The sequence below is a fragment of the Candidatus Krumholzibacteriota bacterium genome, from assembly GCA_016931295.1.
Classification (GTDB): Bacteria; Krumholzibacteriota; Krumholzibacteriia; order Krumholzibacteriales; family Krumholzibacteriaceae; genus JAFGEZ01.
Genome location: JAFGEZ010000001.1, coordinates 16,613 through 41,114, shown reverse-complemented (window position 1 = coordinate 41,114; position 24,502 = coordinate 16,613). Strand labels below are relative to the sequence as shown.

Genomic DNA, 24,502 nt, shown 5'->3' with positions numbered 1-24,502 from the left:
CCGCCGGAAACGATTGGGAATCATGCGGTACCGGGCCCGCCGAAAAACAGGTTGCGCGATGCATCGAAAAACTCCATCATTCCTCCAACTGGACAGGGTTGAGGTACAGTCGATGATGTTTTTTCCGCGACGCTGGCTCGCAGCACTCGCGATAGTCATATCCACAGGCGTTCTGTCTCCGGCTTCGTCGGCCGCCGCCGACGGCCCCGGCACGACCGGCGCGAGCTACCTCGTGCTGCCCGTCGGAGCGGCGTCGATCGCCATGGGCGAAGCGGGCGCGGTGCCCCTGAACGACCCGTTCGGCTGGCTGCGGAACCCCGGGATGATCGCGCTCGGGCAGGCGGCCGGCATCGGCGTCTTCCATTCCTCCTACGCCCTCGACACCTACTACGACAACGCGTTCTACCGCCACCCGCTCCCGCGCGGGATGGCCCTCGCCGCCGGCGCCACCGTGATGACGAGCGCCGACGTGAAGGGCTACGACGCCTCGGGGCTCCCGACCGGCGATATCGACAACGGCAACGTCTCCGGGATCGTCGGCGTCGGCTGGGCGCCGATCGAGGGACTCGGCATCGGCCTCAACGTGAAGTACTTCCAGGAGCGGATCGACGAGTGGACCGCGCGGGGCGTCGGCCTCGACATGGGGGCCGTCTTCCAACTGCCCTTCCCCGACATCGCCGTCGGCGCGACGGTGACCGACATCGGCCCCGCCGTCACCTTCATCGAGCGCGAGGAGGAGCTGCCCACGACGGCGCGGATCGGCGCCTCGTGGCGCACGCCCGTCTTCTTCCGCCTCGCCACGCTGCGGCTCGCCGTCGAGATGGTCAAGCCGCGGCGCGAGGACGCCTTCGCCGCCTTCGGCGCCGAGGCGGCCTTCCAGGGAATCCTCTTCCTCCGCGCCGGCTACGTGAACGACGACTTCCGCGCCGACGACGGCTTCACGGCGGGGGGCGGGCTGCGCGTCATGGAGCGGCTCGCGATCGATTACGCGTACACGCCCTACGGGGATCTCGGCAACTTCCACCGCGTGTCGGTCTTCTTCGGCACCGGCCGGTAGACCGCACATCGAGCAGATGGACACTGGCGACACCCTCCGGATCACCTCCGCGCAGAACGAGCGCCTCAAGGCCGCGGCCGCGCTGCGCAAGCGCCGCGAGCGCGACCGCACCGGCCTGACCCTCGTCGAGGGGTACCGCGAGATCGAGCGCGCCGTCCGCGCGGGCGTGGGGATCGTGGAGATCTTCCTCGGCCCCGGCGCCGACGAGGATGCGGCGGTCGCCTCGCTCGCCTCGCGCCTCGCCGCGGCGGGGGCGCCGACCTGCGCCGTCGCCTCACGCGCCTGGGACAAGCTCGCCGTGCGCGAGGGGACCGTGCCGATCGTCGTCGTGGCCCGCGTCCCCGAGCGGGGGCTCGGCACCCTGTCGGACGCGGCCGGGCCGGGCGAAACGCCCCTCTACCTCGTCGCCGACCGCGTCGAGAAGCCGGGGAACGTCGGCGCGATCCTGCGCTCGGCCGACGGGGCCGGCATCACCGGGCTCGTCGTCTCCGACGGCGCCACCGACCTCTTCAACCCCAACGTCGTCCGGGCGAGCATCGGCACCGTCTTCACCGTGCCGGCGGCCGCCTGCACGGCGACCGATGCGATCGGCTGGCTGCGCTCGCGCGGCGCGCGGATCGTCGTGGCCGCCCTCGCGGGAGGCGCCGTGCCGTACTCGGCGGTCGACTACACGGGACCGACGGCGATCGTGGTGGGAAGCGAGGAGACGGGGGTCGGGCCGGACTGGCTCCACGCGGCCGACGAGATCGTCCGCATCCCGATGCGCGGCGCGGCCGACTCGCTCAACGTCTCGATCTCCGCCGCGGTCCTCCTCTTCGAGGCCCGCAGGCAGCGGGGGCAGCGCGCCGATTGAACCTCGCCCGGCTATGTTCTGAACGGCGCGATGAAGGCGGACATGATCTCCATCCTGGCCCGCACGCCCCGATCGCTCTTCACGACCAGTCCCATGTCGATCAGTGCAGTGATATCCCGCTGCACCGTCTTGTCGGTCTTCCCGGCATACGCCTCGGCGATCCGTGGAGTGACGTATCGGATCTTCGCGACCGGGACCGGTTCCCGTTCGCCGGACAGATCGAGCACCAGCCATTTTCGCCGCAAGTCGGGCTTGCCGGTCTTGTCCTGGAATCGGTCACGAACGTAATTCTTCCAGTGAACGGCGATCTGCTGATTCTTGATGATCTCGATCTGTTCCTTCAGGCCGTCGACGAATCCGTTCAGGGCGTATTCGACGAACGAGAAGACGTTCTCGCCGGCCTTGTGGGCCAGGTCGAGCCGGCGGTAGTACTCCGATCTCGTCTGGTTGTAGTGGTTGCTCAGGAGGTGGGCCGCCGTTGCCGGCACCCCGACCGACAGGAGCAGGTGGAACTCGACGAGTCGCGCGGTACGGCCGTTGCCGTCGCCGAACGGATGGATCCAGGCGATGTAGAGATGCGCCAGGATGGCCTTGAGGATGCCGAAGGCCATCCTGTATGCGGGCGGCGCCTCCAGTTCCCCGTTGATCCAGTCGCAGAGCCGCGACAGCAGGTACTCGCAATCCTCGGCGGGCGCTCCGCGGTATCCGCCGACGACGACGCTGCGCGTCCGGATCTCGCCCGGGACGATGCCTTCACCGAGTGGAAGCTTCCGGAGCACGAGCCTGTTGTACTGCTTGATGTCATCAACACTCAACCCGATAGAGGTCGCCTCCAGAATACGCTGCCCGGTCATTTTGCACGCCTCGATGATGTTGTCTATCTCCTGCCGGAGATATTCCTTCGAGGGGGGCAGCTCCAGCGTACCTTCGAGATGCCTGAGCGCATCCTCCTCGGTGAGGGTGTTTCCCTCGATCGCCGTCGTCGCGATCACGCCCTTGGCGAGATATATTCCGTAGAAATGCTTCGCGACCTCGGGAAGCATCGGCACCCGAACGAAATGATTGCACTTGGACTGGGCTTCACCGAGGAGGAGCCAGTGGACATACGAAGCCTTCCTCGTATCGTACGTGAAATCTATCCAAGGATGTGTCCGTTTGTATGTCCGCATTATTGTCCATCCTCTCTATTTGCTATCAATCAATATATCATACATTTAATAGAATATTCATCTCTTTTGCGCCTGTCAACACTCAATTCGTGGCATCAATAATGTCCATAATGTTTTCCATAGCAATGTCCACGCCGATACATAGGACCGGGGGCGGCGAACCGTGACCGGCCGCCGTCGATCCGTCGGATCGCCGGAGCCCGCTCCACCTCCTTCTCCCTTGTCCCGCTCCACCCGTTTCCGGTATACTCGTCTTTCCTCTCGCCAAGGGAGAACGCCATGAACAACGACAACATCTTCGCCCGGCGCAGCATCCGCCGCTACACGAGCGAGCCGGTCGCCGAGGAGCGGATCCGCGCGCTCCTCGATGCGGCGATGGCCGCGCCGTCGGCCAACAACCTCAAGCCGTGGCACTTCGTCGTCGTGACCGAACGCCGGATGCTCGACGCGCTCTCCGAGGCCCACCCCTACGCGGCGATGCTCCGCGAGGCCACGGCCGCCGTCGCCGTCATCGGCGACCCGGGGATCTCGGAAGGCTACTGGGAGCAGGACTGCGCGGCCGCCACGGAGAACCTCCTCGTCGCGGCCGCCGGGCTCGGGCTCGGCACCTGCTGGCTCGGCGTCCACCCGCGCGAGGACCGCGTGAAGAAGATCGGCGAACTCCTCGGCGTGCCGGCGGACAAGAAGACGCTCGCCCTCGTCGCCGTCGGGCACCCGTCCGAGTCGAAGGAGCCGCGCACGCAGTACGACGCCGGGCGCGACCACCGCGAGCGCTGGTAGCGCGGCCGGCCGGCCCGTCCCCCGCACACGGGAGGACCGATGCTGAGGATCGTCGACAGCGAAAAACGGATCGCCGAGGGCCACGCGCTGCTTCGCGGCCGGCTCGCCACGCTCCGCGGCCGCCGGCACCTCATCCCGGTCGGCCACCAGGGGGGCGGCCGCGAGATATCCGTCACCTGGATCGACCGCTACCGCTTCTGGTACGCCCTCGGCGAGCCCGGCTGGAACGCCTTCGGCGTGATCCGGCCCGACCCGCGCCTCTCCAACGCGATCACCTGCGAGATCAACTTCCCCGCGAAGGGGATCAACCGCCATCTCGGCGGCGCCTTCGCCGAGGACGGGCGAGGCGGCCTCTACGTCGTCCACCGCGGCACGATCGGCGGGGGCCGCCGGAACATCGGCAAGACCGGCCTCGCCGACTCGTTCACCGGACGCACCGTCGAGGTGGATGACGGCGGCAAGCGCTCGTTCGTCTTCCCCGTCTGCGACCTCCGCTCGAAGCGCCTCCCGGCCGACCTCGGCTTCTTCGTGTGGGAGGTGGCCCGCTACAAGGACGAGGCGGTCGGGGGCGGCCTCGACCGCGAGCTCCCGCAGCTCCGCTCGTACGTCGTCCCGCCGCTCAGGGGGCTGCGCGTCAAGCGCGAGCAGAACGACTTCACCGCGGCGATCGACGACGGCTACGTGGTCAACACGCTGGCCAACACGCTCGGCGGGCGGGGGCTGGACGTCGACCGCGACCGCCGCCGCGATCTCTACGTCCGCACGCCGCGGGGCCGCATCTCCGTGCTTTTCGCCGTCGAGCGATCCCTCGCCGAGCGCGACCTCCAGGCCGCCGTCGGGCGCCTCGTGCTCGACGCCGGCGGCCGCCAGGCGCGCCTCGTCCTCGTTTTGCCCGCCCCGCCGCGCGAGCCGCTCTTCGCGGCGATCCGCGACGCGGGGGTGCGGATCGTCACCTGGCGTTTCCGCGCCGGCGCCGTGGAGCTGGACGGCCTCGCCGCCGCTCTCGCCTGATCGGCGCGCCCAGCGCGACCGGCCGCGGCGCCGGCCGCTCGCCCCGGCGCGGCCCTCGCCCCGCCGATCCGGCCCCTTTTTCGGTTGCCCGCCCCGAATCCGCGTGATAGATTGACACTCGTTCCGTCAGCCCCGAAGCCACGGTTGTTTCAGGAGGACCGATCCGATGGCAGACCAGCCGGCCGAGACGACGAAAAACGCGAGCGGCGCGACGACACTTCCCGCCTTGTTCGACGAGGCGATCCGCGCGCACGGCGCCCGCGTCGCGATGAAATGCCGCTACCCGTGGGGGTACCAGAACATCACCTTCCCCGAGCTCGGCAAGCTCGTCTCCTATCTCGGCACCGGCCTCATCGCCCACGGCCTCGGCGAGCGCGACCGCGTGGCGCTCCTCGCGGAGAACAGCCCCGAGTGGACGATCGTCTACGCCGCGGTCGCCTCCTGCCGCGCGACGATCGTGCCCCTCGACTACCAGCTCCGCGAGAACGAGGTGCGCCATCTCCTGATGCACTCGGGGGCGCGGTTCCTCGTGACGACCGAGAAGATCTACAACGAGCGGATCGCCGACCTCCATCTCGGCGGCGTCACGGTCGTCGTGATCGCCGAGGGCGAGAGCGAGCTCGGCGTGCCGACGCTCGGCCAGGTCATGGCCGAGGGCAAGGAGAAGGTGAACGGCGGTGACGGCTCCTTCGTCCGCCGCAAGGACGCCGTCTCGCCGGAGGACATCGCGGCCATCTGCTACACATCGGGCACGACGGGCACCCCGAAGGGGGCAATGCTCCTCCACCGCAACATCACGGCGAACGTCCGGCAGATCCTCGCGCGGCTCGATTTCGCCGAGACCGACGTCTTCCTCTCGCTTCTGCCGCTCCACCACACCTTCGCCACCACGTGCAACTTCCTCGCGCCCGTGGCCGCGGGATGCACGATCGTCTTCGGACGGTCGATCAAGCAGCGCGACATCCGCGAGGACATCGAGCGCGAGGGCGTGACGATCCTGATCGGCGTGCCCCTGCTCTTCCAGCACATGGCGAAGGCGCTCCCCAAGGCCGCCCCGCGTCCCGTGAAGCAGAAGAAGGAGGGCGGCAACCCCGTCTCGCGCTTCTTCGGCGGGATCGCCAGCGGGATCAGGCGGCTCTTCGGCATCGGCGGCGGACCCTCGCGCGCGGCCAGGCAGGTCGTCGCGGCGGGGCCCTTCGGCCGCCTCAAGTACATGGTGAGCGGCGCGGCGGCGCTTCGCCCCGACATCGAGGACGCCTTCCTCGCCCTCGACATCCCGATGCTGCAGGGCTACGGCCTCACCGAGGCCTCGCCGGTCATCTCGGTGAACCTCCCCGGCAAGGCCAGGAGCGGCACGGTGGGCCCGCCCCTTCCCGGCATCGAGGCGAAGATCGTCTCTCCCGACGACGAGGGTGTCGGCGAGCTCTGCATCCGCGGCGACAACGTGATGCAGGGCTACTACAACAACCCGCAGGCGACGGCCGAGGTGCTCTCGGGCGGCTGGCTCCGCACGGGCGACCTCGGGCGGATCGACGAGGCCGGCTACATCACGATCGCCGGCCGCAAGAAATCGGTGATCGTCTCGGCCGGCGGGAAGAACATCCACCCCGCCGAGATCGAGGCCCTCATCGAGGAGAGCCCCTACGTGATCGAGTCGCTCGTCATGGGGATCGACGACCGCAAGGGCAACGTCCGCCTCGGCGCCGTCGTCGTCCCCGACTACGACGCGCTCTCCAACGACGACGAGTTCGGCGACGACCTCACCGAGGACACGATCCGCCAGACGATCGCCGCCGAGATCAAGCGTCTCTGCGAGGGGCTTCCCGACTACAAGCGGGTTCTCGAGTTCCAGATCCGCGACCACGAGCTGCCGCGGACGACCACGCGCAAGATCAAGCGCCACCTGGTCAAATGGGTCGAGGAAGCATAAGCGTCTCCCCCGGCGGCGGGGGAGCGTCACGATCGACATGCGAGCCGGGCGGCTCGCTCGCGGGCGACGGCCTCGGCCGGCCTCCCGCGCGCCCGGCTGATTTCCTCTTCCTCCTGCGCCCGATGATCTTGATCCCCGTCTGGACCTTCTTCCTGCTCGGCGCGAAGCACGGCGGTGCCGGCGCGTGGGCAACCGCCCCGATCCTGCGCCTCCTCGCCGGGCTCGTCTCGATCACCGCCGCGATCGGCGCGGTCTACGTCGTCAACCAGATCGCCGACCGGGAATCGGACCTCCGGAACGACAAGCTCTTCCTCATCCCGCGCGGGATCGTTCCGATGCGCGCCGCGTGGATCGAGACGGCCGTGCTCGCGGCCCTGTCGATCGCCCTCGGCGCCGTCTTCCTGCCGTGGGGGTTCACCGCGCTCATGATCGGGGGGATGGCCCTCGGCGCGGCCTACTCGCTCGAGCCCGTGCGTCTCAAGCGCCGGGCCTTCTGGGACGTGGCGGCGAACGCCCTCTGGAACGGGCTGATGAACACGCTGGCCGGGTGGATCGCCGCGGGGGGCTCGCTCGAACGCTGGCCGCTCCTCCTTCCCTACCCGCTGGCCGTGGCCGCCGTGCACCTCGCGACGACCCTCGCCGACATCGAGGGGGACCGCGCCTGCGGCTTCAACACGAGCGGGATGGAGCTGGGGGTGGGGTTCGGGCTCGGCCTCTCGACCGCCCTCATGACGGCCTCGGCCGTCGTCGCCTACCTCGTGGGCAACAATTTCGCGATGGGAGCGGCCCTCTTCTCGCTCCTCGTCTTCGTCAACGCCTCGCGCCACGGCAGCGGCGACGACGCGGCCCGCGTCCTCCTGCCGGCCAAGGGAGCGACGGCCCTCTTCGCCCTGGCCGCCTGCGTGGCCTTCCCCCTCTTCCTCCCGGCGCTCGCGATCGTCGTGTGGCTCACGCGGGTGTACTACCGGCGGCGGTTCGGGATCGCGTACCCGTCCTTCTGATCTTCGGGAATATCGGCGCGGTCGGCCGGCTCGCCCCAGGAGCGCGGACGCTCGTCAGTGCCCGACGAGCACCACCTTGAAGTTGCCCCGGCTCTGGTCGTACTCGAGTTCGAGGTAGCCGCGCTCCTGCATCTCCTCGAGCATCTCGTTGAACCCGCTGAACCCGTAGTGCTTCTCCCGGAAACCGGGATGGACGCGCCGGACGGTCTGCTTGACGAGCGAGCCCCAGAGGGGATCGTAGTCGTCCTGCAGGGAACGGATGACCTCGAGGATCTTGTTGAAGACGTCGGCGTGCTCGCCGTTCTCCGGGGCAATGGCCTCGGCCGGTGCGCCGGCGGCATCCGCCGGGGGGGCCGCGTCGGAGGCGGGGGCGGATTTCGTCTTGGCCTTGGTCTTGCGCTGGCGGGTGGCCCGGGGCTTCGCGGCCCTGTCGGCGGGCTTGCCCTGCGCGGCCGAGCGCGGCTGCGCGCGCAGCTCGCGGACGAGGTCGTCGTAGTAGATGAACTCGTCGCAGTTGTTGACGAGGAGCTGCGAGGTGGAGGAGCGGATCCCGCAGCCGATCACCCGCTTGTTGTTCTCCTTGAGCTTGGCGACGAGCGGCGAGAAATCGCTGTCCCCCGAGACGAGGGCGAAGATGTCGATGTTGCCCTTGATGTGGCAGAGGTCGATGGCGTCGACGACCATCCGGATGTCGGCGGAGTTCTTGCCGCTCATCTTGCTCTGGGGGATGTCGATCAGCTCGACCCCCTCGGCGTGGAACTCCTTCATCTCGCCGCGGTACTTCATCCAGTCGCTGTAGGCCCGCTTGTAGACGACCCGTCCCTTGCCGAGGAGGCGCTTCAGGACGAGATCGATCTTGAACGTGTTCGCCCCCTTCAGGCTCTGGACGCCGATGGCGAGGTTCTCGAAATCGATGAAGACGGCGATAGACGGTTCGTTCATGTCAGCCTCCACGGCCATGCGGGCACTCCTCCCGGATACGATGCATCCCCTCGGTTCGATATGTTTACAGGGACAGAGTCGGGCAGAAAGGGGGAAAAGTCAAGGGTGACATGGAAAAAGCAATCGACTCAATCGCAGTAGTATTAGAAAACTGCCTCGCCAGACGTAATCTACATCGAAATCTTACAGAAATCTGGTTCCGGCCTGACGGTAAGTACAGCGGCCAATGGGGGAATAAACAATTGTGGGATAGTCAATTATCACAATCTTAGAGTCTGGGTTGTCTAGGCACTCTCAAGAGGCTCGCGATAAGCATTGAGAGCGCCCAGCAGACTCATTCCTTCTCGAATCCCTGGGAGGTGAACTTCAACGTCCGACTATTCTCAGTAACCGTTCGGACAATCTGATCCGATGCACCGCTGGTGAGTGTGGCCTCAATCTCCAGCGTTACCGTGACCTCAGCCCCCACTTGGCCGGCCAGGTGAGAAATCACCTCGTCGGCAATGCGGCTCGCGTCGAGACCGACGCGAGTAGAGTCGAGTTGGATCGTGCCGTGGAATCTACGAGGAAGCTGGGGTTCAGCCGGAACAGCATTGCCGCCATTGCCTCCGTCCACCGACCCGCCAGGGCTCCCATTACCGGTGGAGCCTCCAGTCGGCATCCCCTCCGTTGCGCCAGGATTCGACGAGGGCACTTCAGCGTCCAACTGCTTCTTTGCAACGTTCGGCTTGACCAACATGCCTCCGCTGTCGATCGACAGGTTGACGACTTGTCCGCCCTGCAGCCCTGGATACCTGGCTGAGGACTCGTCATGGCCTTGTGCGTATGCAAATGTATCCGATTGCCAGGTCAACAGAGCGATGCCGTCCCGAATTGCCTGCACAAGAACTTCGGGACCTGCCAGGCGCGGCAGGTAAAGGTAGCGAGCGAAATCGTCCACCAGCTGCTTCACTTCGACATGGTCTCCACGCCACAGAGGGACGTCGTCGAGGTGCTTGCGCAGAATCGTCGAGCCGAGCGAAGCGACGAGCAATTCGTCTCTTCGGAGGCGCTTGCTGGCCCGCGCCGCCAACGCGTCGCCGCCCGACAATCGAATCGCTTCCCAAGTGATCGGGGCTTGCGGATTGGCTTGCTCCGGAACCAGGACCCACTGGTAGGTCTCGGGGAGCCGAGCCGTCACCACGCTGTCGGCCGCCTGTTTCTGGGTTTCGGCTTGCCGTACCTGGTGTGGGTCGAGGTTCAACGTGTCTGTTTCCGCGACAATGGATTTCCAAGCCAGGTACCGGCGCACGGCCTCGTCCAGGTCCTGCAGGCGGACCTTGTCGGCCGCCAGGAAAACCAATGTGTTTCGGTACAAACGCAGGGTTTTGCCGCGCGACTCGAGAATCGCCTTGGCCGCTGTCTCGGCCGAGTTACCCGGTTCTTTGGTGTAGGGGAAGTCCGCAGGCAGCACGACCAGGCGGGCGTCCAGATCGTCCGGCACGTCCGCACCCGTCCGCGGCAATGGATGAATGCGGGAGAAGTCTCCGGATTTGCACAGATCGGCTCGGAGTCGCTCGTCGAGTTCCTGGGCGATCTTGTCCAGGTCGCGCTTAAACTGTTCGGTACGATCCTCGGCCAGCTTGGTCACCGTCGGCTGGGTGGCGTACCAGAACCGTGGCCCGTCCTGGTAGAGGTAGGTCGCCGAGGCGGCCAGTCGCCTGAGCGCATCTCCGAACACCGCGGGCGATTCGCCGGGCATGACGCAACCGAGCTTCACATGACGGTCCTCGATTCCACGGTGCGCCGCAGCGGCAGTCGGCGCTGAACCGAGATAGATCGTACGAGCAACCCGCCTTGTGGCGTGCAGCTTGCCCAAGTTGGGTTGTTCGGCGTCGATCTTCAGCGGCAGCGAACTTGAACCGTCCACGTCTTTCTCGATGATCGGCGCCCAGTTGTCGGAGAGATAGCGCGTCAGTTCAGATTGCACCCGCGCATCGTCGATCGGCACCGTCGAGGGCAGGATCAGCGGGTTGCGGTCCCCCTTCTCCCACAAGCTGTGGATCACCGCGGCCATCAGGCGCAGTACGCCGCGCGTGCGCTGGAACTTCACGAGGGTGGACCAGTCAGCGTAGAGGCGGTCGAAGATCTCCGGGTGGATCGGGAACGCGGCCTGGATACGCTTCTCGTATTCGCCAGTCCGGCACTCCGGAGGAAATTCCGCGCTTTGAGCTCGATACAGGTCGGCAAAGGCGCGCGCCGTCACGTCACGCTGCTTGTACTGCTCCCCCGGAATCGGCTCGAAGAGGCGACGGCGGACAATCTCGAAACCCTCTTCGGCCGTTGCAGGCCGCCAAGACGACTCCACGCGACCGACTACGTTACGCAGTCGTTCCAGCGCCTCTCGCCCGCGTACACCACCAACTTCCACGTCATCAGCCTGCATGTGAGGAGACCCTGTTGTGTCCGAAGCAGGCAATGAGATCACGAGCAAGCAGTTGCCGGCGAGCTTGGCCGATTCGGTCAACGCCTGGGCAAACGTGAACTGGGTCTCGAAACCACCAGCCGGCAGATCGCTCTGTTCGTGCAGCTGACGGGCGTACGCAACCCACTCGTCAATTAGGATCAGGCAGGGACCATATTCCTTGAACAGCTCCCGCAGGACATCGCCAGGGTTAGTCGCCTTCTCGTCGTCGGCCTGGACGCGCACAAAGGCCTTCTTGCCGCCGAGCTGCCACGCCAGCTCACCCCACAGGGTCCGCACGACAGTACCGTCCGGCTTCGTAACCGGATTCCCCGGAGAAATCTTGTTCCCCACCAGCACCACGCGTTTGGCCGTTGGGAGGGATTTCACGCCCGCCTCGGCCAGTACGGCATCCACGCCTGCTAGCTCGCTCGGGTTCATGCCGGAGAACAGGTGATACAGGGCGAGCATCGAGTGGGTCTTGCCGCCGCCGAAGTTGGTCTGAAGCTGAACAACCGGATCTCCACCCTTACCCGAAAGGCGCTGGACCCCGCCGACCAGCAGATTCTTCAGGCTCTCCGTCAGATATGTGCGCCGGAAAAACTCCTGCGGCTTCTTGTACTCGTCTGACCCCTCGCCCAGGTGCACCTGCCAGAGGTCGGCGGCGAATTCAGCCTGCTGATAGTGGCCGCTCGCCACATCGGGATGAGGGGTGACGATCTCTCGCCAGGGCTTGAGCGTGCCTGTCGCGGCCGCTTCGATGAGCGAGCCGCCGGCCTTGCGCTTCTCGCTGCGCACCTGTTCGTCGAAGGTTAGGCGGCGCAGCTCCATCTTCATTTTGTTGACGGCGTCCGCCTGCGGGGCAGAGACCGCCGTCAACAGACGAGTCATGGAGTCGAGGGCACGGTCGGTGTCGTCGCTGGAGAACGGCTCCTGGTGAGCCCATTTGTTGCGGCAATCGCGAAGCTCCTGCACCAGCGAGCGTTCAGCGCGGCCCAGGGTCTTGTTGAATACGACGTTCCAGGACTCCCACATCAACTGGAGTAGGGCCGCAGCATCCCACTCGGCGATTGGCTTGTCCCCGATTGCGCGTTCGTCGTGGAAATACTCACGGGCCGCAGCTTCCGCCTTGCCCTTGTGCTGGTTCTTGAACTCCCGTTCAACGAATGGAGCCAAGCCAGATCGAAGCAACTCCATGGCCTTTCCGATGCGGTCTTGGTTACTGATGGCCATTAGACTTCCCCCTCCAGCCCCAAAATCTCGTCGGCCAACCGATTGATACCGGCGATAAATGTCGTATAGCTGTGTGATGAATTCTCTCGTCCTAGATGCTGCGCCATCCGCCGGGCACCTGACACCTTCTGGAACTCCCGTACGAGTTTCGCCAACGCCCGTGAAGGCTGAGCGATCGCATCCGGATCGCGATAGCGGGCCCTTCTGCCGATCCCGCGGATGTTGTCGCGATCGAAGGCATCCGCAATCGCGTCCGGGGCTCCGAAATACCACGCTTCCAGTTCCTGGCAGGCGATGCGGACTAGACAGTCATCGCGTCTCCCCTCATGACACAACGCTACTATTGCATCCTTCACTCGTCGGCAATCAGCCCCGTCATTGTCCCTCACGACACAGAACCGGGCGCCGGGCTCACGCCAGGCGCGGAGCTTGCGGGGAATGCTGCGTTCCAAGTCCTGCTTGCCCTCGTGCGGAACACAGAGAAATTGCAGGTCGGGAAACAACCGAGGAAGAAGCCCATCCAGCAGGACCTTCATCGACTGCTCCTCGAGCAGGAAAACAACTCTACTCATTGCGGTCCCGCCCCTTCGAACAGGCCCTGCTTCCATAGAGCCCCGGGCAGGTCACCTTCTTGCACAAGGTTGCGCAGCAACTCCTGATCCCGGGCACGCCGGATCGTCGTGAAGCCCTGGTCCTTGACCAGCCAGTAGATCTCCTCGAGTTCCGCGCCGTTGAGGAAATCCGGCGAGTGGGTTGACACGAACACCTGTCCCCCGCGTCGCGCATAGTCGCGGAATTCCTCGACGAGTTCGTGGAGCAATTCAGGGTAAAGCTGGTTTTCCGGCTCCTCGACGGCAAGCAGCGGGTGCGGGCGCGGATCGTAAAGCAGAACGAGGTAAGCGAACATCTTGATGGTGCCGTCGGAGACATACCGCGCGATGAAGGGATCCTTGAAGCTACCGTCCTGGAAGCGCAGGACAAGCCGGCCGTCCTCGGTCGGCCTCGCCTCGACATTGCTGACTCCCGGGACGCGTTGCTTCATCACTTCGAGCACTCGTTGGAAACGGTCGGGATGGCGTTCGTACAGGAACTGCGCCACCTGTGCCACGTTGTCCCCGCGCATGGACAAATGCTCTGCGTAGCCGGCCTCGGCGCTGGGGCGCGCGTCGCTGATGTGGAAGTCTGAGATGTGCCAATTCTCGATCAGGCTGCGGAATTCGGCCACAACCCGGAATTCCTTGAACTGACCGAGCCCCTTGATAGCCAGAACGGATGGGTCGTCGAGCTGATGTTCTTTCCGTTCTTCAGTGACTCCTTCCTGTCCGTAGGCCGCCTCGTTCGTGATCGCCGTACCGTGGCCGCGTGAGAAATCCACGAAGTGCCATGGCCTTCCGGTCTGACCACGTCGGAACTTCAGGATCTCGCGTTCGACGACCGGACAACCTTCATCGCTGGCCACGTCCAGCTGATAAGTCGCTAGCCGGCCACCGCTCTCGCGGAACTTGACAGTGATTCCGATCGGCCCCGTTTCACCCCGGCTGACCAGTTCCCTGAATCCGCCCCGTCGCGCGACGGCCTGGGCCACGTTTTCCGTCAGTGATTCCTTGAGGAAGCTGAACACGTCGAACAGCGTGCTCTTGCCCGACCCGTTCGCCCCCACCACGACGGCCATACGAGGCAGCTCGGTGAGCTTGGCATCCCTGAACAACCGGTAGTTCCTGATCTCCAACGACTCGATCTGCATCGTCTATTCCTCCGGTTTCCCGAATAGGCCGTCTTGTTCCGTTTTCGGCTCGATCATAGCACGCGAGAGACGATTGATCTCGGGCCAACTCTGGACAAGGCCGTTGTAGGCGAGAGCATCGTTTGCCCGTTTTTTCCGTTCAGAGAGAGCGTAGAGCCGATAGGCTAAATCCCGGGCTGTATCAGCCCTGGCACCGAGCTTGGCCACGAGTGCAGCGGCCTCGTCTTCTCCATTGCTTGCAAGCACGCGGATCAGGTGGTGCACCATTTCCCAGGTCGTCAGACGAGTGTCGGTGGCAGGATCCCAGTCGGCGGGCAATTCTTCGGGCTTGAGCAGCCGCACTTTGCCGCGCTTCGATTCGAGGATGCCGGCCTCGACCATGCCGGCGACGCTGGTGTTCTTGGACTTGGAGAGTTGCTCGGCCACGCCGTATTCACCCTCCGAAAAGCCCTGCTGCTCGAACCAGGTCAGCGCCCACCGGGTGTCCGCGTCGAAGTCACCCTCCTGCTCGGCCAGAGTCTCGTCGAGGACCTGATTGATGAGGGCCAGGGCTTCGCGCACGCTGAGCCGTTTACCCTCGGCGTCTAGGACCTCGGAGAATCGCGTGAAGACCGCCATACCCGGGCCAATGGACGCCTGCGCCAGATCCACCGGTGCGATGTTGCCGCGCTGGAGATGGGCGAGGGCCCCTGGCAACTCAGCCTTAAGCTCCCTAACGAACTCGCGGCGCGTGGTGGTGGGGGCGGAGGCGGCGCGCGGACGGCAGACGAGGATGATGCTGGAGGCGAGGGCGTTGGTGCCGATGCCGACCGAGCGTGAGCCGCGTTCCGTTCGCATTGGCCAGGTGCCGCTGATTGCAAAGCCAGCTTCGATGACCGCAGCTAGGAACGTGTCCCAGCCTGTGCTGGATGTACCCTCCTCGTCATCGCTTTCCGACTGCTTGAAGGCGTAGTAGATGGTGACCGGAAATACTGGGTGTGTCTGCTCGGCAAGCCGGTGCATCGCCTGAGTCATGCCATCCAGGAAAAACGTTTCCGCTTTATCCCTGCTACCGTGGCGGTAGGGCGTGGCGACCAACTCTTCAGCTTTGGGCACGGCGAGTGTAGTGAAAAGGCCGGGAAATGTGGGCCGCAGTGAGCGGCGCAGCCAGACGTAGAAGAAGTCCGAAAGGTCGGCGTAGCCGATGTTGTCGTAGTAGGGCGGATCGGTTGATACGACTCTAGCAGACGAAATCGTCTGGTTCTGCGCGTCCCCTTGCGATGAAAAGCCGTTTCCCCTGGCCCCAAGCTGATCAAGCACGCGACACAAGCTCCCGACACTGGTCACCAAGTCACCCGCAGCTCCGGAGAAAATGCTCGATTCGGCGTAATCCCAGACCATTGGTACCGCTTGTCGCCGGAAGAGGTGCTGTGTCTGATTCGCGCCCGGCCCCCATTGGCAGAGGGAATTTTGTGCGTCGGAAAGCCGACTGATTCCCAGCCCCAAATACACGCCCACAGCCTCCGAATACGCCGTCGCCCCCGTGCCACCGTCGCGGAGGGGCTTGGCGTCGGCGAGAAGGCCAGCCAGCGCGGCGTCGGCCTGGATGCGTTCGCGCGCTTCCTGCACCAAATCCGAGAAGGTCGTCAGCGCCACGAGCTGGCGGGGGGTGAAGAGGTCTGCAAACGTCATCAAGCCGTAGTTTGGTGTCTTGAAATCCCTCGGATTGACAGGCAGCGTGACATCAGGACTCCACTCTGGCTTCACCTCAAGTATCACTGCTTCATGCTCGGGTGTCGGTGTGACATAAACCCGCCCGCGATCCCCTTCGGCAACGATAGCCATCAGCCGCGTTCCCATGCGCCCCGCTTGGCCTTGGTCGCGAATGTAATCGTATGGAAGTGGGGTCCCAGACATCACACACTTGAAGGCCGCTCGCTTGCCCGCCGAGGTACCGCTCTTCGCCGCCGCCACATCCTTCGGCTTCCCCACCTTCACGGTGAATCGGTAGCCACCGTTCTCGATCACCGGCTCGACGTACGCCTCCTTGCCCGCCTTCGTCGACAACATGAACGTCGATATGAGCGGCACGTGCACTTGTGCAAATGCCGGATTGGGGCTCTTTACAGTGCGCGCCCATAACCAGGCAATCACCTTCAGCTTGCGACCGACGTACGGCTTCAGGTCCGGCCGTGCCTTCGCCATCTCGGCGGTGACCTCTACTTTCGGGTAAAGGTGGCCGATGCGCTTCTCGGCTTCGTCGCGCATCCAGCGGCCATAGTAACGCACGTCCTCCGCCAGGCCCTGGGCTCCGGACCATTCCTTGCCCATCGAGTTCTCGGACTTGCGCGACTCGGGATTCACCGGCGGCCGGCCCGCGAAGCGCGGCGGGATCTCGATCATCGCTTTGTTGATCAGCACCGCCACCGGGTTCAGGTCACTGGCGTAGCTCTCCAGCCCAAGCCGCTGCGCTTCCAGAGGGAGCGCCCCGCCTCCGGCAAAGGGATCGTGGAAGGCGGGCATCGTGTTGCGGTCGAACAGCTCGGCGGCCCGGGGATGGTCGGCGTTCTCGGCGCAGGTGTAGCGCCAGCTCTGCCGGATCTCGTCGCGGGCGGCCTGCAACACCTTCTCGTTGGTGGTGTTCTCCCACAGTACCAGGTCCTCGATGATCCTGAAGAGCCGCTGCCGCTCCTTCTCCTGTTTCTTCTCGGTGGGGAACAGGTCCGGGTGCGCCGAAGGATCGTCCACCATCTGGGCGAAAATCACAGCGCGAGCAGTGGCCAAGGGGCGACGGGCCCACCACAGGTGCAGTGTCGAAGGGTGGCCGTGGCGGATGGACTTCTCCCGCGCCGAGGCCTTGTTGATGGCGTCCAGGGGCAGGGCGACTTCGATGAGTTTCTTCTTTTCCATCACGCAAGGTCTCCAGCGGCATTTTCGGCCTGATTCATTCCACTTTACCTACCAATAGCACAATTGGAGCAAAGCCCAAGCATAGAACTGATAGAAAATAAAAGGCTTTCATTCTTGCTTTGAATCCTCTTTGCTTTTGTTTGCGATATTTCCAGCACGGGATCCAACGAACCAGCGAGCCCAGCGGCGCTCGCCTTCAACCCTGATTTGGCCCTCGGCTTTCAGTTCACGTAAGAGCCCCTGAATCTGACTCCGATTTAGGTGTGGCAGGACCTGCTGCAATTCAGCCAGAGCAGCACCGGCCGTAGAATTTTCGATATGCTTTCTCAAGAGCGCCTTGTTCGTCTCACGATCCAGCCCCTTGCGCCGGGTGTAGGTCCCTCCCTTGCCCAGGAAGCGGTAGAACCTCTTCGACAGAAGGTGTCGCACTCCCCGCCCGCGCCCAACCCGCTCGATAATCCCCTCGGCCCGCAGAATCCGAAGTCGCGGCGCCAGATGCTCAGGCACAGCCTGCTCCCGGTGGACCAGATCGATGACCAGGTAATCCTCCGTGGTGAACGTCGCCTGGCGCTCTCCACCGACCTCCTCCAGGAAGCGCAAGAACTCGGGATCCTGGATCTCGCCGTGCAGCGTGATCCACACCGAGTGCTCGCTCGTCCGCGAGAAATCGGGCAGCGGTTTGCTCTGCCGGATGCACTCGCGATAGATCAGGTCGAAACCCTGGCCGGCCCGCTCGACCAGACCGCACCTCGCCAGCACTTCGGCGATGCGCCGGTTCCGCGGGTTCTGTTCCCACAGGATGTTCTCCTGGTTGATTCCAGCCGGAAGTCCACCCGGACTGACTATCTCGATCCGGCGCGGGTACTGCCGCACGAAGACCGAACCGCCTAGGCGATAATCGCGATGGCTGACCGCGTTGAGGACCGCTTCGCGGACGGCGCGTTCGTTGAACGTCGGCACGTCCCAGACAAACAGCCCCTGCTGGAAGTGCTGCAGGTCGTTGCGGAGGTTGATCGCCTGCCAGATCTGGTCGAGGAAGGGCAGGAAGCCCGCGCGGAACTCCCGCCGCTCCGCCGCGGGACCAGGGACTTCGCTCGGCCGGTACTCGAAGATTACTTCCGCCTGGCCCAGGAATCGGCCCAGGGCCCGCCGGGTACCCAGCAGGATGAGGGCGGCGTAGGTGAGTTCGCCCCCCACGAGAAGTTCAGCGTCAGCCAGCAGACATTCTACGAGTCGCGTCCGAACGTCTTGGTCGGGCGATTTCCGCTGCCAGAGTTGCTGTAGCTGGTCGATCGCGTCCGGATCCAGGTCCTTGAGAGTCGCCTCTTCACAGATCTCCGCCGAGAAATCCGGGCCGGTCTCCATGTGAATTCGGCGAAGCTGATCGTCCGACATGGGAACCAGTGCATCGCCCGCGCGCATCAGATACGCGCCCTTGTGCTGCCACGCCGTACCAGGCAGCCGCGACGGCACGCGGACCAGTAGGATGCGCTTGCCTTCGTATTGGAGTTCTTCCACCGGAACCCGGTGATTCAGTTTTTCAAAAAGACCAGCCTCGGTCCGGCCGGGCTCGCTGAATGCCTTCGTGCCGACGACCTGCCGGGGGCGCTTGTCGGAAACCCCTAATACGAAGGTGCCCCCACCCGCGTTCGCCAGCGCGACGCAGTAATCCACAAGTTTTCCGAAGTTGTAACCGCTTTTGGCTTCCTTGAATTCAACATTCCGCCCTTCCGGGCTGGCAAGAATAGCTTCGAATTCCGCCGACGTGATCATCGTGGTGCCTCGGCCCGGGCCAGCAGCTCCGCGAACGGGAAATTCACGCTCGCACCATTGAAGTCCGTGGTCACACCGCTCCGCTCGAACGGCCGCCGCAGGTAGTGGACCCTGTGCGTGTCCCCATCCAGGAACTCGACCATGGCCAGAATGAAGTCATCCGGTTTGTTCAAGCTGGTGAGGATCTCGTTCTTGGTCACCGTGATCGTGTCCGCGCCAGTCACGCGCCCCTTGACCTCGATGAATCGCAACCGGCCCGTGCCAGAAATGCGGCTCTCGATGTCGTAGCCGAGCTTCTCGAACTCCCGATCCGTCGGCTCGAACCCGAGGGACCGCTCGATTTCCATGACGATGGCCCGGGCCCGGGCCGCCGAGACCTGCGTATCCACTGGATGCATATACGAAGGAACAGGACGCCCGGTCATCGCGGCGATGAGCCCTAAGGGGACAACCACCAGGCCACCCAGGACGACCGGCGGCAAGACCGAGATCTGCGCCTCGCGGTCCAGCTCGGCCAGGCGCTTTTGAAGCCGAGTCTGGAGTTCATCCGCACGTCGGCGGGCTTCCTGCGAGTTAAGCCGTGCGCCCGCTTTGCCCGCCTGTTCCTGGAGCTTGAGCTGCTCGGCACGGTGGTCCCAGTAAGTGATCTCCTTGGTCAACCGATCCTTCACGGCCGCCCGGGTCTTGTCGATCCAGGCGAGGCGGCGGTCTCGCACCTCAGCGATGTGTCCCGGCACCACGTGGGCGATGGCATGACCCTGAGCCTTCTGCTCGAGGTTCTTCGAGATCCAGGCGCACTCGGGTCGGGCCAACAGGTCGGCCACCGAGGGTTCATCTTCGGTCAGAGGCCTATAATCCAGATAGGGTGCATACTGAAGGTGACGAGTCTGTTCCTCGGCGTCCATCTCGACGTAGAGCATTCGCCGCGAGATCGTGCGGCGCTCACCAGACGGCAGGACGCTCGCGTCCTGGATGGCGTGCTCGAGCGTGAACAGGACCTTGGGACATGTGCCAAAATCCCGCTCGTCGACCAGGACAGTGCCTCGTTTCATCAGGTCCCGATGGCGTTCGAGGATAAGGTCCAGGGCTGCATCGAGCAGCGGATGCCCAGGACAAACGAACGCCGCCAGCGGTTGGCCCTGCGGTGCAATCAGGTCTTTCTCGAAGGCGATGCGCTCGTAACGGGGCAGAACCGTGTCGCCGGTGCCGATCTGGCGGTCTCGGTTGCGCACGGGGGCCGGCACATGGGTGACCTCGTAACGGCGCGGCTCGCGCTGGCGGATCGTCCCGCCCAGCCGTTTGAACGCCTCCAGGAAGAACGATTCGATGTAATGGGGCTGCAGGCGACGAGCCTCGGCGCGTTCCATCTCCTCGCGGATGTCAGCAACACGGCTCGAATCCATGGCGTCGTGGGCCAAAGCCCGATCCTCGATCAGGCCCTGCAGGTACGGGCGGTCCACGCCATGTTCGACGGCCTTAGTCAATCGCGCCCGGACCTCCGGCTGATCGCCGTACCGAATCGCCTCGATCAACAAGTCGCGCAGCGGCCGTCCGTCAAACTGGAGTTTGCCGAGAACGTCGAAGACCTGGCCACCGAGCGCCTGTCGCGCTTCTTCCAGCTTCTCGAGCAGCCTGCGGTAGACGTCGCCCTCGCGAGTCTCCTCGGCCACCAGGTTCCACAAGTGACAAACTTCGGTCTGGCCGATGCGGTGGATGCGGCCGAAGCGCTGCTCAAGGCGATTCGGGTTCCAGGGTAGATCATAGTTCACCATCAGATGCGCTCGTTGCAGGTTGATCCCTTCCCCCGCCGCATCGGTGGCCAGCAGCACCTGGACCTCGGGATCGTGGAGGTAGCTTTCCTGCGCTTTGCGCCGCTCCTCGCGGCCCATACCGCCGTGGATCAGGACCAGTGACTGGGGGCGGCCCAGCAGCGAACTGATCTGGCGCTCAAGGTAGCTGAGTGTGTCGCGGTGCTCGGTGAAGATTACGAGCTTCTGGCGTGGAGAGGGAACGGGCCTGGGAATCGGCCCCGCACCGTAGTGAGCACTGGGTTGGCCAATGCGCTCCGCTTGCCCGGAGGGCGTGAAGATCTCGCCCAGAAGGTGGGACAACTCCCGCCACTTGGTGTCTTCGCCGCTGCGACGGACCGCTGCCGCCAACGCTTCCAGCCGATTCAGGGTCCCGATTTCGATCTTCAGTTCTGTCACGGTTGCCGCAGCCGTGGCCTGATCGAGGACGGCCTCCTCGGCGGCCTCCACCTCGGTTTCCGGGGCCTCGTCGAGGTCCTCAAGGTCCTCCAGATCAAACGTAGGCCCGGTCATCGTCGGAGCTGCGACGGCTTCCCCGCGTTGAAGGAGTTTCAGTTCCCGGAGTCGCTTTTCCAGACGCTCGCGCCGCCGGCGCAGCGACTGGTAGATGGCCTCCGGCGACGACGCGAGACGGCGCTGCAGGATGGTCAACGCGAAGCCGACGGTGCCGGCACGCTTGTCGTTCTGGAGCGCCTCGGCGCGGTTGAACTCCTCCCGCACGTACTCGGTGACGTCCCTGTAGAGCCTCGCCTCAGCGTCTGACAGCTTGTAGGGAACCGTGTACGCAATCCTTTCCGGGAAGAGGGGACGGCCGTCGAACTTGAGGAGGTTCTCCTTCACCATACGGCGCATCAGATCCGAGACTTCGACCTGATGCACGCCGTCCCGGAATCTGCCTTCGAAACGGTCGCCATCGAGCAGCGCCAGGAAGAGCTGGAAATCCTCCTCCTTGCCGTTGTGCGGCGTGGCGGTCATCAGCAGGAAATGCCGCGTCAGCCTCGATAGAAGCCTGCCAAGTCTGTAGCGCTTGGTGTACTTCACCTCGCCGCCGAAGAACGTGGCTGACATCTTGTGTGCCTCGTCACAAACTATGAGGTCGTAGCGGCAGTCCTGGGCACCGAGTTTCTCCTGCACATCCTCGTTGCGGGAAAGCTTGTCGAGTCGTGCGATCGTCAAATCGTTCTCAAGAAACCAGTTGCCGGTACGTGCGGTTTCGAACTTGTCATTGGTAAGGATTTCGAATGGCAGATGGAACCGACGATGCATCTCGTCTTGCCACTGCTCGGCCAGACTACCAGGGCACACGATGAGGCAGCGCCTAAGATCACCTCTGGCGATCAACTCCTTGATCAGAAGCCCGGCCATGATGGTCTTGCCCGCGCCCGGGTCGTCCGCCAGAAGGAAACGCAAGGGTTGCCGGGGAAGCATTGCCTCGTAGACCGCGGTGATCTGGTGCGGTAGTGGATCGACGAGCGACGTGTGGACCGCCAAAACGGGGTCAAAGAGATGCGCCAACCGAATGCGATGGGCCTCGGAGACGAGGCGAAAAAGCGCACCGTCACCGTCAAAACTCCAAGGTCGACCGGCCTTGACAATATCGAGTCGCGGTTCATCGTGACGGTATAGTAGCTGATTGGCAACCTTGCCCGAGGGGTCCTTGTATGTGAGCTCCAAGGCATCCGTGCCAAACCACTGAACTCCGACCACCGTCACCAGACAGTCGGGCAGAATGCCACGGACCGAGGCGTTGGGCTGGAGGTTTTCGAGTTTGGTGATCGGGCCCGTATTAGTATCAGAAAAAGAGTTGTTATCCATCTCGAGTATCGTTCCCCCGGATATTCATATGCGTCTCGAGACATTGATCAACATTGTATCTTCGTAAGCGCCACTGGCTCCCGACCTTCGAGGCCGGAAACCTCCCCCCACTCGCCAGCCGGCAGACCATGTCCTTGCTCGGACGTAGAGACGCGACCACCTCGGACAATGTCATGAGGTTATCCATCTGGATTGCCCCACGTTGTTCGAATCGAATTTTCAGTACAGTTGTCTAGTGTTGCCTATTGATGCAGTGCTGTCAAGAGGATGCAGAAATGCCGTTCGTGAGGCGACAAGGAAATCACTATTTGTAAATCGTCTATCGTCTCAGCTTGGGCAAAAACGTTGGCAACAAAACTCGAATTATTTCAACTTGCTCTTGATCGACAGAAACACGTCCCTGTTCCGCAGCTGCCCGCGCCGCGTGAACCCCGCGGCCTGCCCCTTCACCCTGGCGATGCGGTCGCTCGTGGGGGGATGGGTGGAGAGCCAGCTCTCGAGCTTCGAGGGCTCGCGGGTCTCGGCGGTCTGGAACTTCCCGAGGAGCTCCATGTACCCGTCGGGATCGTAGCCGGCGGCGTTCGCGTAGCGGAGCCCCAGTTCGTCGGCCTCGAACTCGTTCGAGCGGCTGTAGGCAAGAAAACCCGTCGTCGAAAAGATGTTGGCGACGAGGTTCGCGTAGGCGTTCGGGTTGTTGCCGAGGAGGAGCTGGGCGAGGATCTGCACCCCGTACATCGCCGTGAGGCGCTCGGTTGAGTGGCGGGCGGCGACGTGGCCGATCTCGTGGGCGATGACGCCGGCGAGTTGCGATTCGTCGTCCATCGCCTTCAGGAGCCCCGTGTAGACGTAGATGTAGCCTCCCGGCACGGCGAAGGCGTTCATCTGGTCCTCGACGATCACGTTGAAATGGAACGTGATGTCCTGGCGGTCGTTGACCTTGACGATCCGCTGCCCCACCCGGTCGACGTAGGCGACCACCGCGGGATCGTCGAGCATCGTGTACTGCTTCTCCACCTCGACGGAGAAGCTGTCGCCCATCTGCACCTCTTCGGCGCTCGAGATGAGGTTGACCTGCCCCTTGTTGATCCCCGTCGTCGCGCAGCCGGCGACGACGAGCACGGCGGCGATCGTGAGCGTGAGCGCCGCCTGCGATACCGCTGAGAGTCTCCGTGTCATTGTCATTCTCCTCCGGTCAAAAAGTCGATGTTCGTCATCGGGAAACGAGAATACCATACTCGCCGGGCGGTTTCCAGCGGAGGCGGGGAAGGACCGCCGCGCCGTTGAAACGGCTCATTTCCGCACCTTCCCCGTCATCGGGACGAACCGCACGGGGAGGGTCGAGAGGAGCCGGAGCTGGCCGCCAGCCTCCTTCTCGTAGACGCACAGCTCCTGCCAGCCCTCGCCGACGGGGATGACGAGCCGCCCGCCGGCGCGCAATTGCTTTACGAGGGGCTCGGGCACGCGAGGCGCGGCGGCCGTGACGATCACGCCGTCGAAGGGGGCCGCTTCGGGCCAGCCGGCGTAGCCGTCCCCCGCGCGCACGTGGACGTTGTCGTAGCCGAGTTCGGCCAGGAGTCGCCCCGCCCGCTCGGCGAGCGCGGTGACGATCTCGATCGAGTAGACCTCGCGGGCGATCTCGGCGAGGACGGCGGCCTGGTAGCCCGAGCCCGTCCCCACCTCCAGGACGCGCGACGTGTCCGTGAGAGCGAGCGAGGCGGTCATGAGGGCGACGATGTAGGGCTGGGAGATCGTCTGGCCGCTGCCGATCGGGAGCGGGTGGTCCTCGTAGGACATGCCGCGGACGTCCGCCGGCACGAACCGGTGGCGCGGCACGGCGAGCATCGCCCGCACCGTCGCGGAGTCGGTCACGCCGCGCCGGGCGATCTGCGTCTCGACCATCCGCCGGCGGAGCGAGGCGTAGTCCGTCTCGCCGCCCGCGCACCCCCCGGCGGGGAGGGCAGCGGCGAGGAAGACGGCGAGGCCGCATATGGCGTGTGCTGTGCGCATGGGACGTGCCCGCAAGCCGGCCGAGCCGTGAAAACCGGTTGCGGTAC

The 24,502-nt window shown here is 64.4% G+C and carries 16 protein-coding genes; 6 read left to right on the top strand and 10 right to left on the bottom strand.

Features of this window, described 5'->3' with window-relative positions; translation table 11 throughout:
* Nucleotides 1-112 precede the first annotated feature (112 nt).
* Together JW876_00140 and JW876_00135 are read left to right on the top strand one after the other, a co-directional pair.
* Nucleotides 113-1,057, top strand: a complete 945-nt coding sequence (locus tag JW876_00140) for a PorV/PorQ family protein (GenBank protein ID MBN1883912.1) — start codon at nucleotides 113-115, stop codon at nucleotides 1,055-1,057.
* 16 nt (nucleotides 1,058-1,073) lie between these two features.
* On the top strand, nucleotides 1,074-1,910 hold the full coding sequence (locus JW876_00135) for an RNA methyltransferase (GenBank protein ID MBN1883911.1): 837 nt from the start codon (nucleotides 1,074-1,076) through the stop codon (nucleotides 1,908-1,910).
* Nucleotides 1,911-1,921: 11 nt separating this feature from the next.
* Here JW876_00135 and JW876_00130 read toward each other — a convergent pair whose 3' ends face one another.
* A complete protein-coding gene (locus tag JW876_00130; GenBank protein MBN1883910.1) occupies nucleotides 1,922-3,079 on the bottom strand; it encodes a Fic family protein in 1,158 nt (385 codons plus the stop codon).
* 279 nt (nucleotides 3,080-3,358) lie between these two features.
* Between JW876_00130 and JW876_00125 the strand changes: the two genes are divergently transcribed.
* The 4 genes from JW876_00125 (at nucleotide 3,359) to JW876_00110 (ending at nucleotide 7,801) form a co-directional block, all read left to right on the top strand.
* Nucleotides 3,359-3,859: a nitroreductase family protein gene (locus JW876_00125; GenBank protein ID MBN1883909.1), complete on the top strand. Its 501-nt coding sequence runs from the start codon at nucleotides 3,359-3,361 to the stop codon at nucleotides 3,857-3,859.
* A gap of 39 nt (nucleotides 3,860-3,898) precedes the next feature.
* Entirely contained in the window at nucleotides 3,899-4,870 is a 972-nt protein-coding gene (locus tag JW876_00120; GenBank protein ID MBN1883908.1) for a hypothetical protein, read from the top strand.
* A gap of 166 nt (nucleotides 4,871-5,036) precedes the next feature.
* Nucleotides 5,037-6,800, top strand: a complete 1,764-nt coding sequence (locus JW876_00115) for an AMP-binding protein (GenBank protein MBN1883907.1) — start codon at nucleotides 5,037-5,039, stop codon at nucleotides 6,798-6,800.
* Nucleotides 6,782-7,801: a UbiA prenyltransferase family protein gene (locus JW876_00110; GenBank protein MBN1883906.1), complete on the top strand. Its 1,020-nt coding sequence runs from the start codon at nucleotides 6,782-6,784 to the stop codon at nucleotides 7,799-7,801. Before JW876_00115 ends, JW876_00110 begins: the two co-directional genes overlap by 19 nt.
* 54 nt (nucleotides 7,802-7,855) lie before the next feature.
* On the opposite strand, the gene JW876_00105 is transcribed toward JW876_00110, so the two are convergent.
* The 9 genes from JW876_00105 to JW876_00065 all read right to left on the bottom strand — a co-directional run bounded on the left by JW876_00105 (nucleotide 7,856) and on the right by JW876_00065 (nucleotide 24,455).
* Nucleotides 7,856-8,743: an NYN domain-containing protein gene (locus JW876_00105; GenBank protein MBN1883905.1), complete on the bottom strand. Its 888-nt coding sequence runs from the start codon at nucleotides 8,741-8,743 to the stop codon at nucleotides 7,856-7,858.
* 334 nt (nucleotides 8,744-9,077) lie between these two features.
* The gene (locus tag JW876_00100; GenBank protein MBN1883904.1) at nucleotides 9,078-12,419 is read right to left on the bottom strand and encodes a DUF499 domain-containing protein; all 3,342 of its coding nucleotides are present in this window, start codon (nucleotides 12,417-12,419) and stop codon (nucleotides 9,078-9,080) included.
* Entirely contained in the window at nucleotides 12,419-12,991 is a 573-nt protein-coding gene (locus tag JW876_00095) for a DUF4276 family protein (protein MBN1883903.1), read from the bottom strand. The genes JW876_00100 and JW876_00095 overlap by 1 nt, the downstream gene beginning before the upstream one ends.
* Nucleotides 12,988-14,163 carry an AAA family ATPase gene (locus tag JW876_00090; GenBank protein MBN1883902.1) on the bottom strand — a complete coding sequence of 392 codons (1,176 nt, stop codon included), beginning with the start codon at nucleotides 14,161-14,163 and terminating at the stop codon, nucleotides 12,988-12,990. Before JW876_00090 ends, JW876_00095 begins: the two co-directional genes overlap by 4 nt.
* A gap of 3 nt (nucleotides 14,164-14,166) precedes the next feature.
* Nucleotides 14,167-17,055 (bottom strand): DUF1156 domain-containing protein, encoded by a 2,889-nt coding sequence (locus JW876_00085; protein ID MBN1883901.1) that lies wholly within the window; start codon nucleotides 17,053-17,055, stop codon nucleotides 14,167-14,169.
* A gap of 105 nt (nucleotides 17,056-17,160) precedes the next feature.
* Nucleotides 17,161-18,825 carry a putative DNA binding domain-containing protein gene (locus JW876_00080; protein MBN1883900.1) on the bottom strand — a complete coding sequence of 555 codons (1,665 nt, stop codon included), beginning with the start codon at nucleotides 18,823-18,825 and terminating at the stop codon, nucleotides 17,161-17,163.
* Nucleotides 18,822-22,409, bottom strand: coding sequence for a DUF3883 domain-containing protein (locus JW876_00075; protein MBN1883899.1), 3,588 nt, complete (start codon nucleotides 22,407-22,409; stop codon nucleotides 18,822-18,824). The genes JW876_00080 and JW876_00075 overlap by 4 nt, the downstream gene beginning before the upstream one ends.
* A gap of 402 nt (nucleotides 22,410-22,811) precedes the next feature.
* On the bottom strand, nucleotides 22,812-23,624 hold the full coding sequence (locus JW876_00070) for a M48 family metalloprotease (GenBank protein ID MBN1883898.1): 813 nt from the start codon (nucleotides 23,622-23,624) through the stop codon (nucleotides 22,812-22,814).
* Between the two features lie 114 nt (nucleotides 23,625-23,738).
* Nucleotides 23,739-24,455 carry a protein-L-isoaspartate(D-aspartate) O-methyltransferase gene (locus JW876_00065; protein ID MBN1883897.1) on the bottom strand — a complete coding sequence of 239 codons (717 nt, stop codon included), beginning with the start codon at nucleotides 24,453-24,455 and terminating at the stop codon, nucleotides 23,739-23,741.
* Between the last annotated feature and the right edge of the window lie 47 nt (nucleotides 24,456-24,502).

Excerpts from the sequence above, each read along its gene's own strand:
- JW876_00140 (MBN1883912.1), top strand. The coding sequence starts at position 113 with ATGATGTTTTTTCCGCGACGCTGGCTCGCAGCACTCGCGATAGTCATA.
- JW876_00135 (MBN1883911.1), top strand. The coding sequence starts at position 1,074 with ATGGACACTGGCGACACCCTCCGGATCACCTCCGCGCAGAACGAGCGC.
- JW876_00130 (MBN1883910.1), bottom strand. The coding sequence starts at position 3,079 with ATGCGGACATACAAACGGACACATCCTTGGATAGATTTCACGTACGAT.
- JW876_00125 (MBN1883909.1), top strand. The coding sequence starts at position 3,359 with ATGAACAACGACAACATCTTCGCCCGGCGCAGCATCCGCCGCTACACG.
- JW876_00120 (MBN1883908.1), top strand. The coding sequence starts at position 3,899 with ATGCTGAGGATCGTCGACAGCGAAAAACGGATCGCCGAGGGCCACGCG.
- JW876_00115 (MBN1883907.1), top strand. The coding sequence starts at position 5,037 with ATGGCAGACCAGCCGGCCGAGACGACGAAAAACGCGAGCGGCGCGACG.
- JW876_00110 (MBN1883906.1), top strand. The coding sequence starts at position 6,782 with ATGGGTCGAGGAAGCATAAGCGTCTCCCCCGGCGGCGGGGGAGCGTCA.
- JW876_00105 (MBN1883905.1), bottom strand. The coding sequence starts at position 8,743 with ATGAACGAACCGTCTATCGCCGTCTTCATCGATTTCGAGAACCTCGCC.
- JW876_00100 (MBN1883904.1), bottom strand. The coding sequence starts at position 12,419 with ATGGCCATCAGTAACCAAGACCGCATCGGAAAGGCCATGGAGTTGCTT.
- JW876_00095 (MBN1883903.1), bottom strand. The coding sequence starts at position 12,991 with ATGAGTAGAGTTGTTTTCCTGCTCGAGGAGCAGTCGATGAAGGTCCTG.
- JW876_00090 (MBN1883902.1), bottom strand. The coding sequence starts at position 14,163 with ATGCAGATCGAGTCGTTGGAGATCAGGAACTACCGGTTGTTCAGGGAT.
- JW876_00080 (MBN1883900.1), bottom strand. The coding sequence starts at position 18,825 with ATGATCACGTCGGCGGAATTCGAAGCTATTCTTGCCAGCCCGGAAGGG.
- JW876_00070 (MBN1883898.1), bottom strand. The coding sequence starts at position 23,624 with ATGACACGGAGACTCTCAGCGGTATCGCAGGCGGCGCTCACGCTCACG.
- JW876_00065 (MBN1883897.1), bottom strand. The coding sequence starts at position 24,455 with ATGCGCACAGCACACGCCATATGCGGCCTCGCCGTCTTCCTCGCCGCT.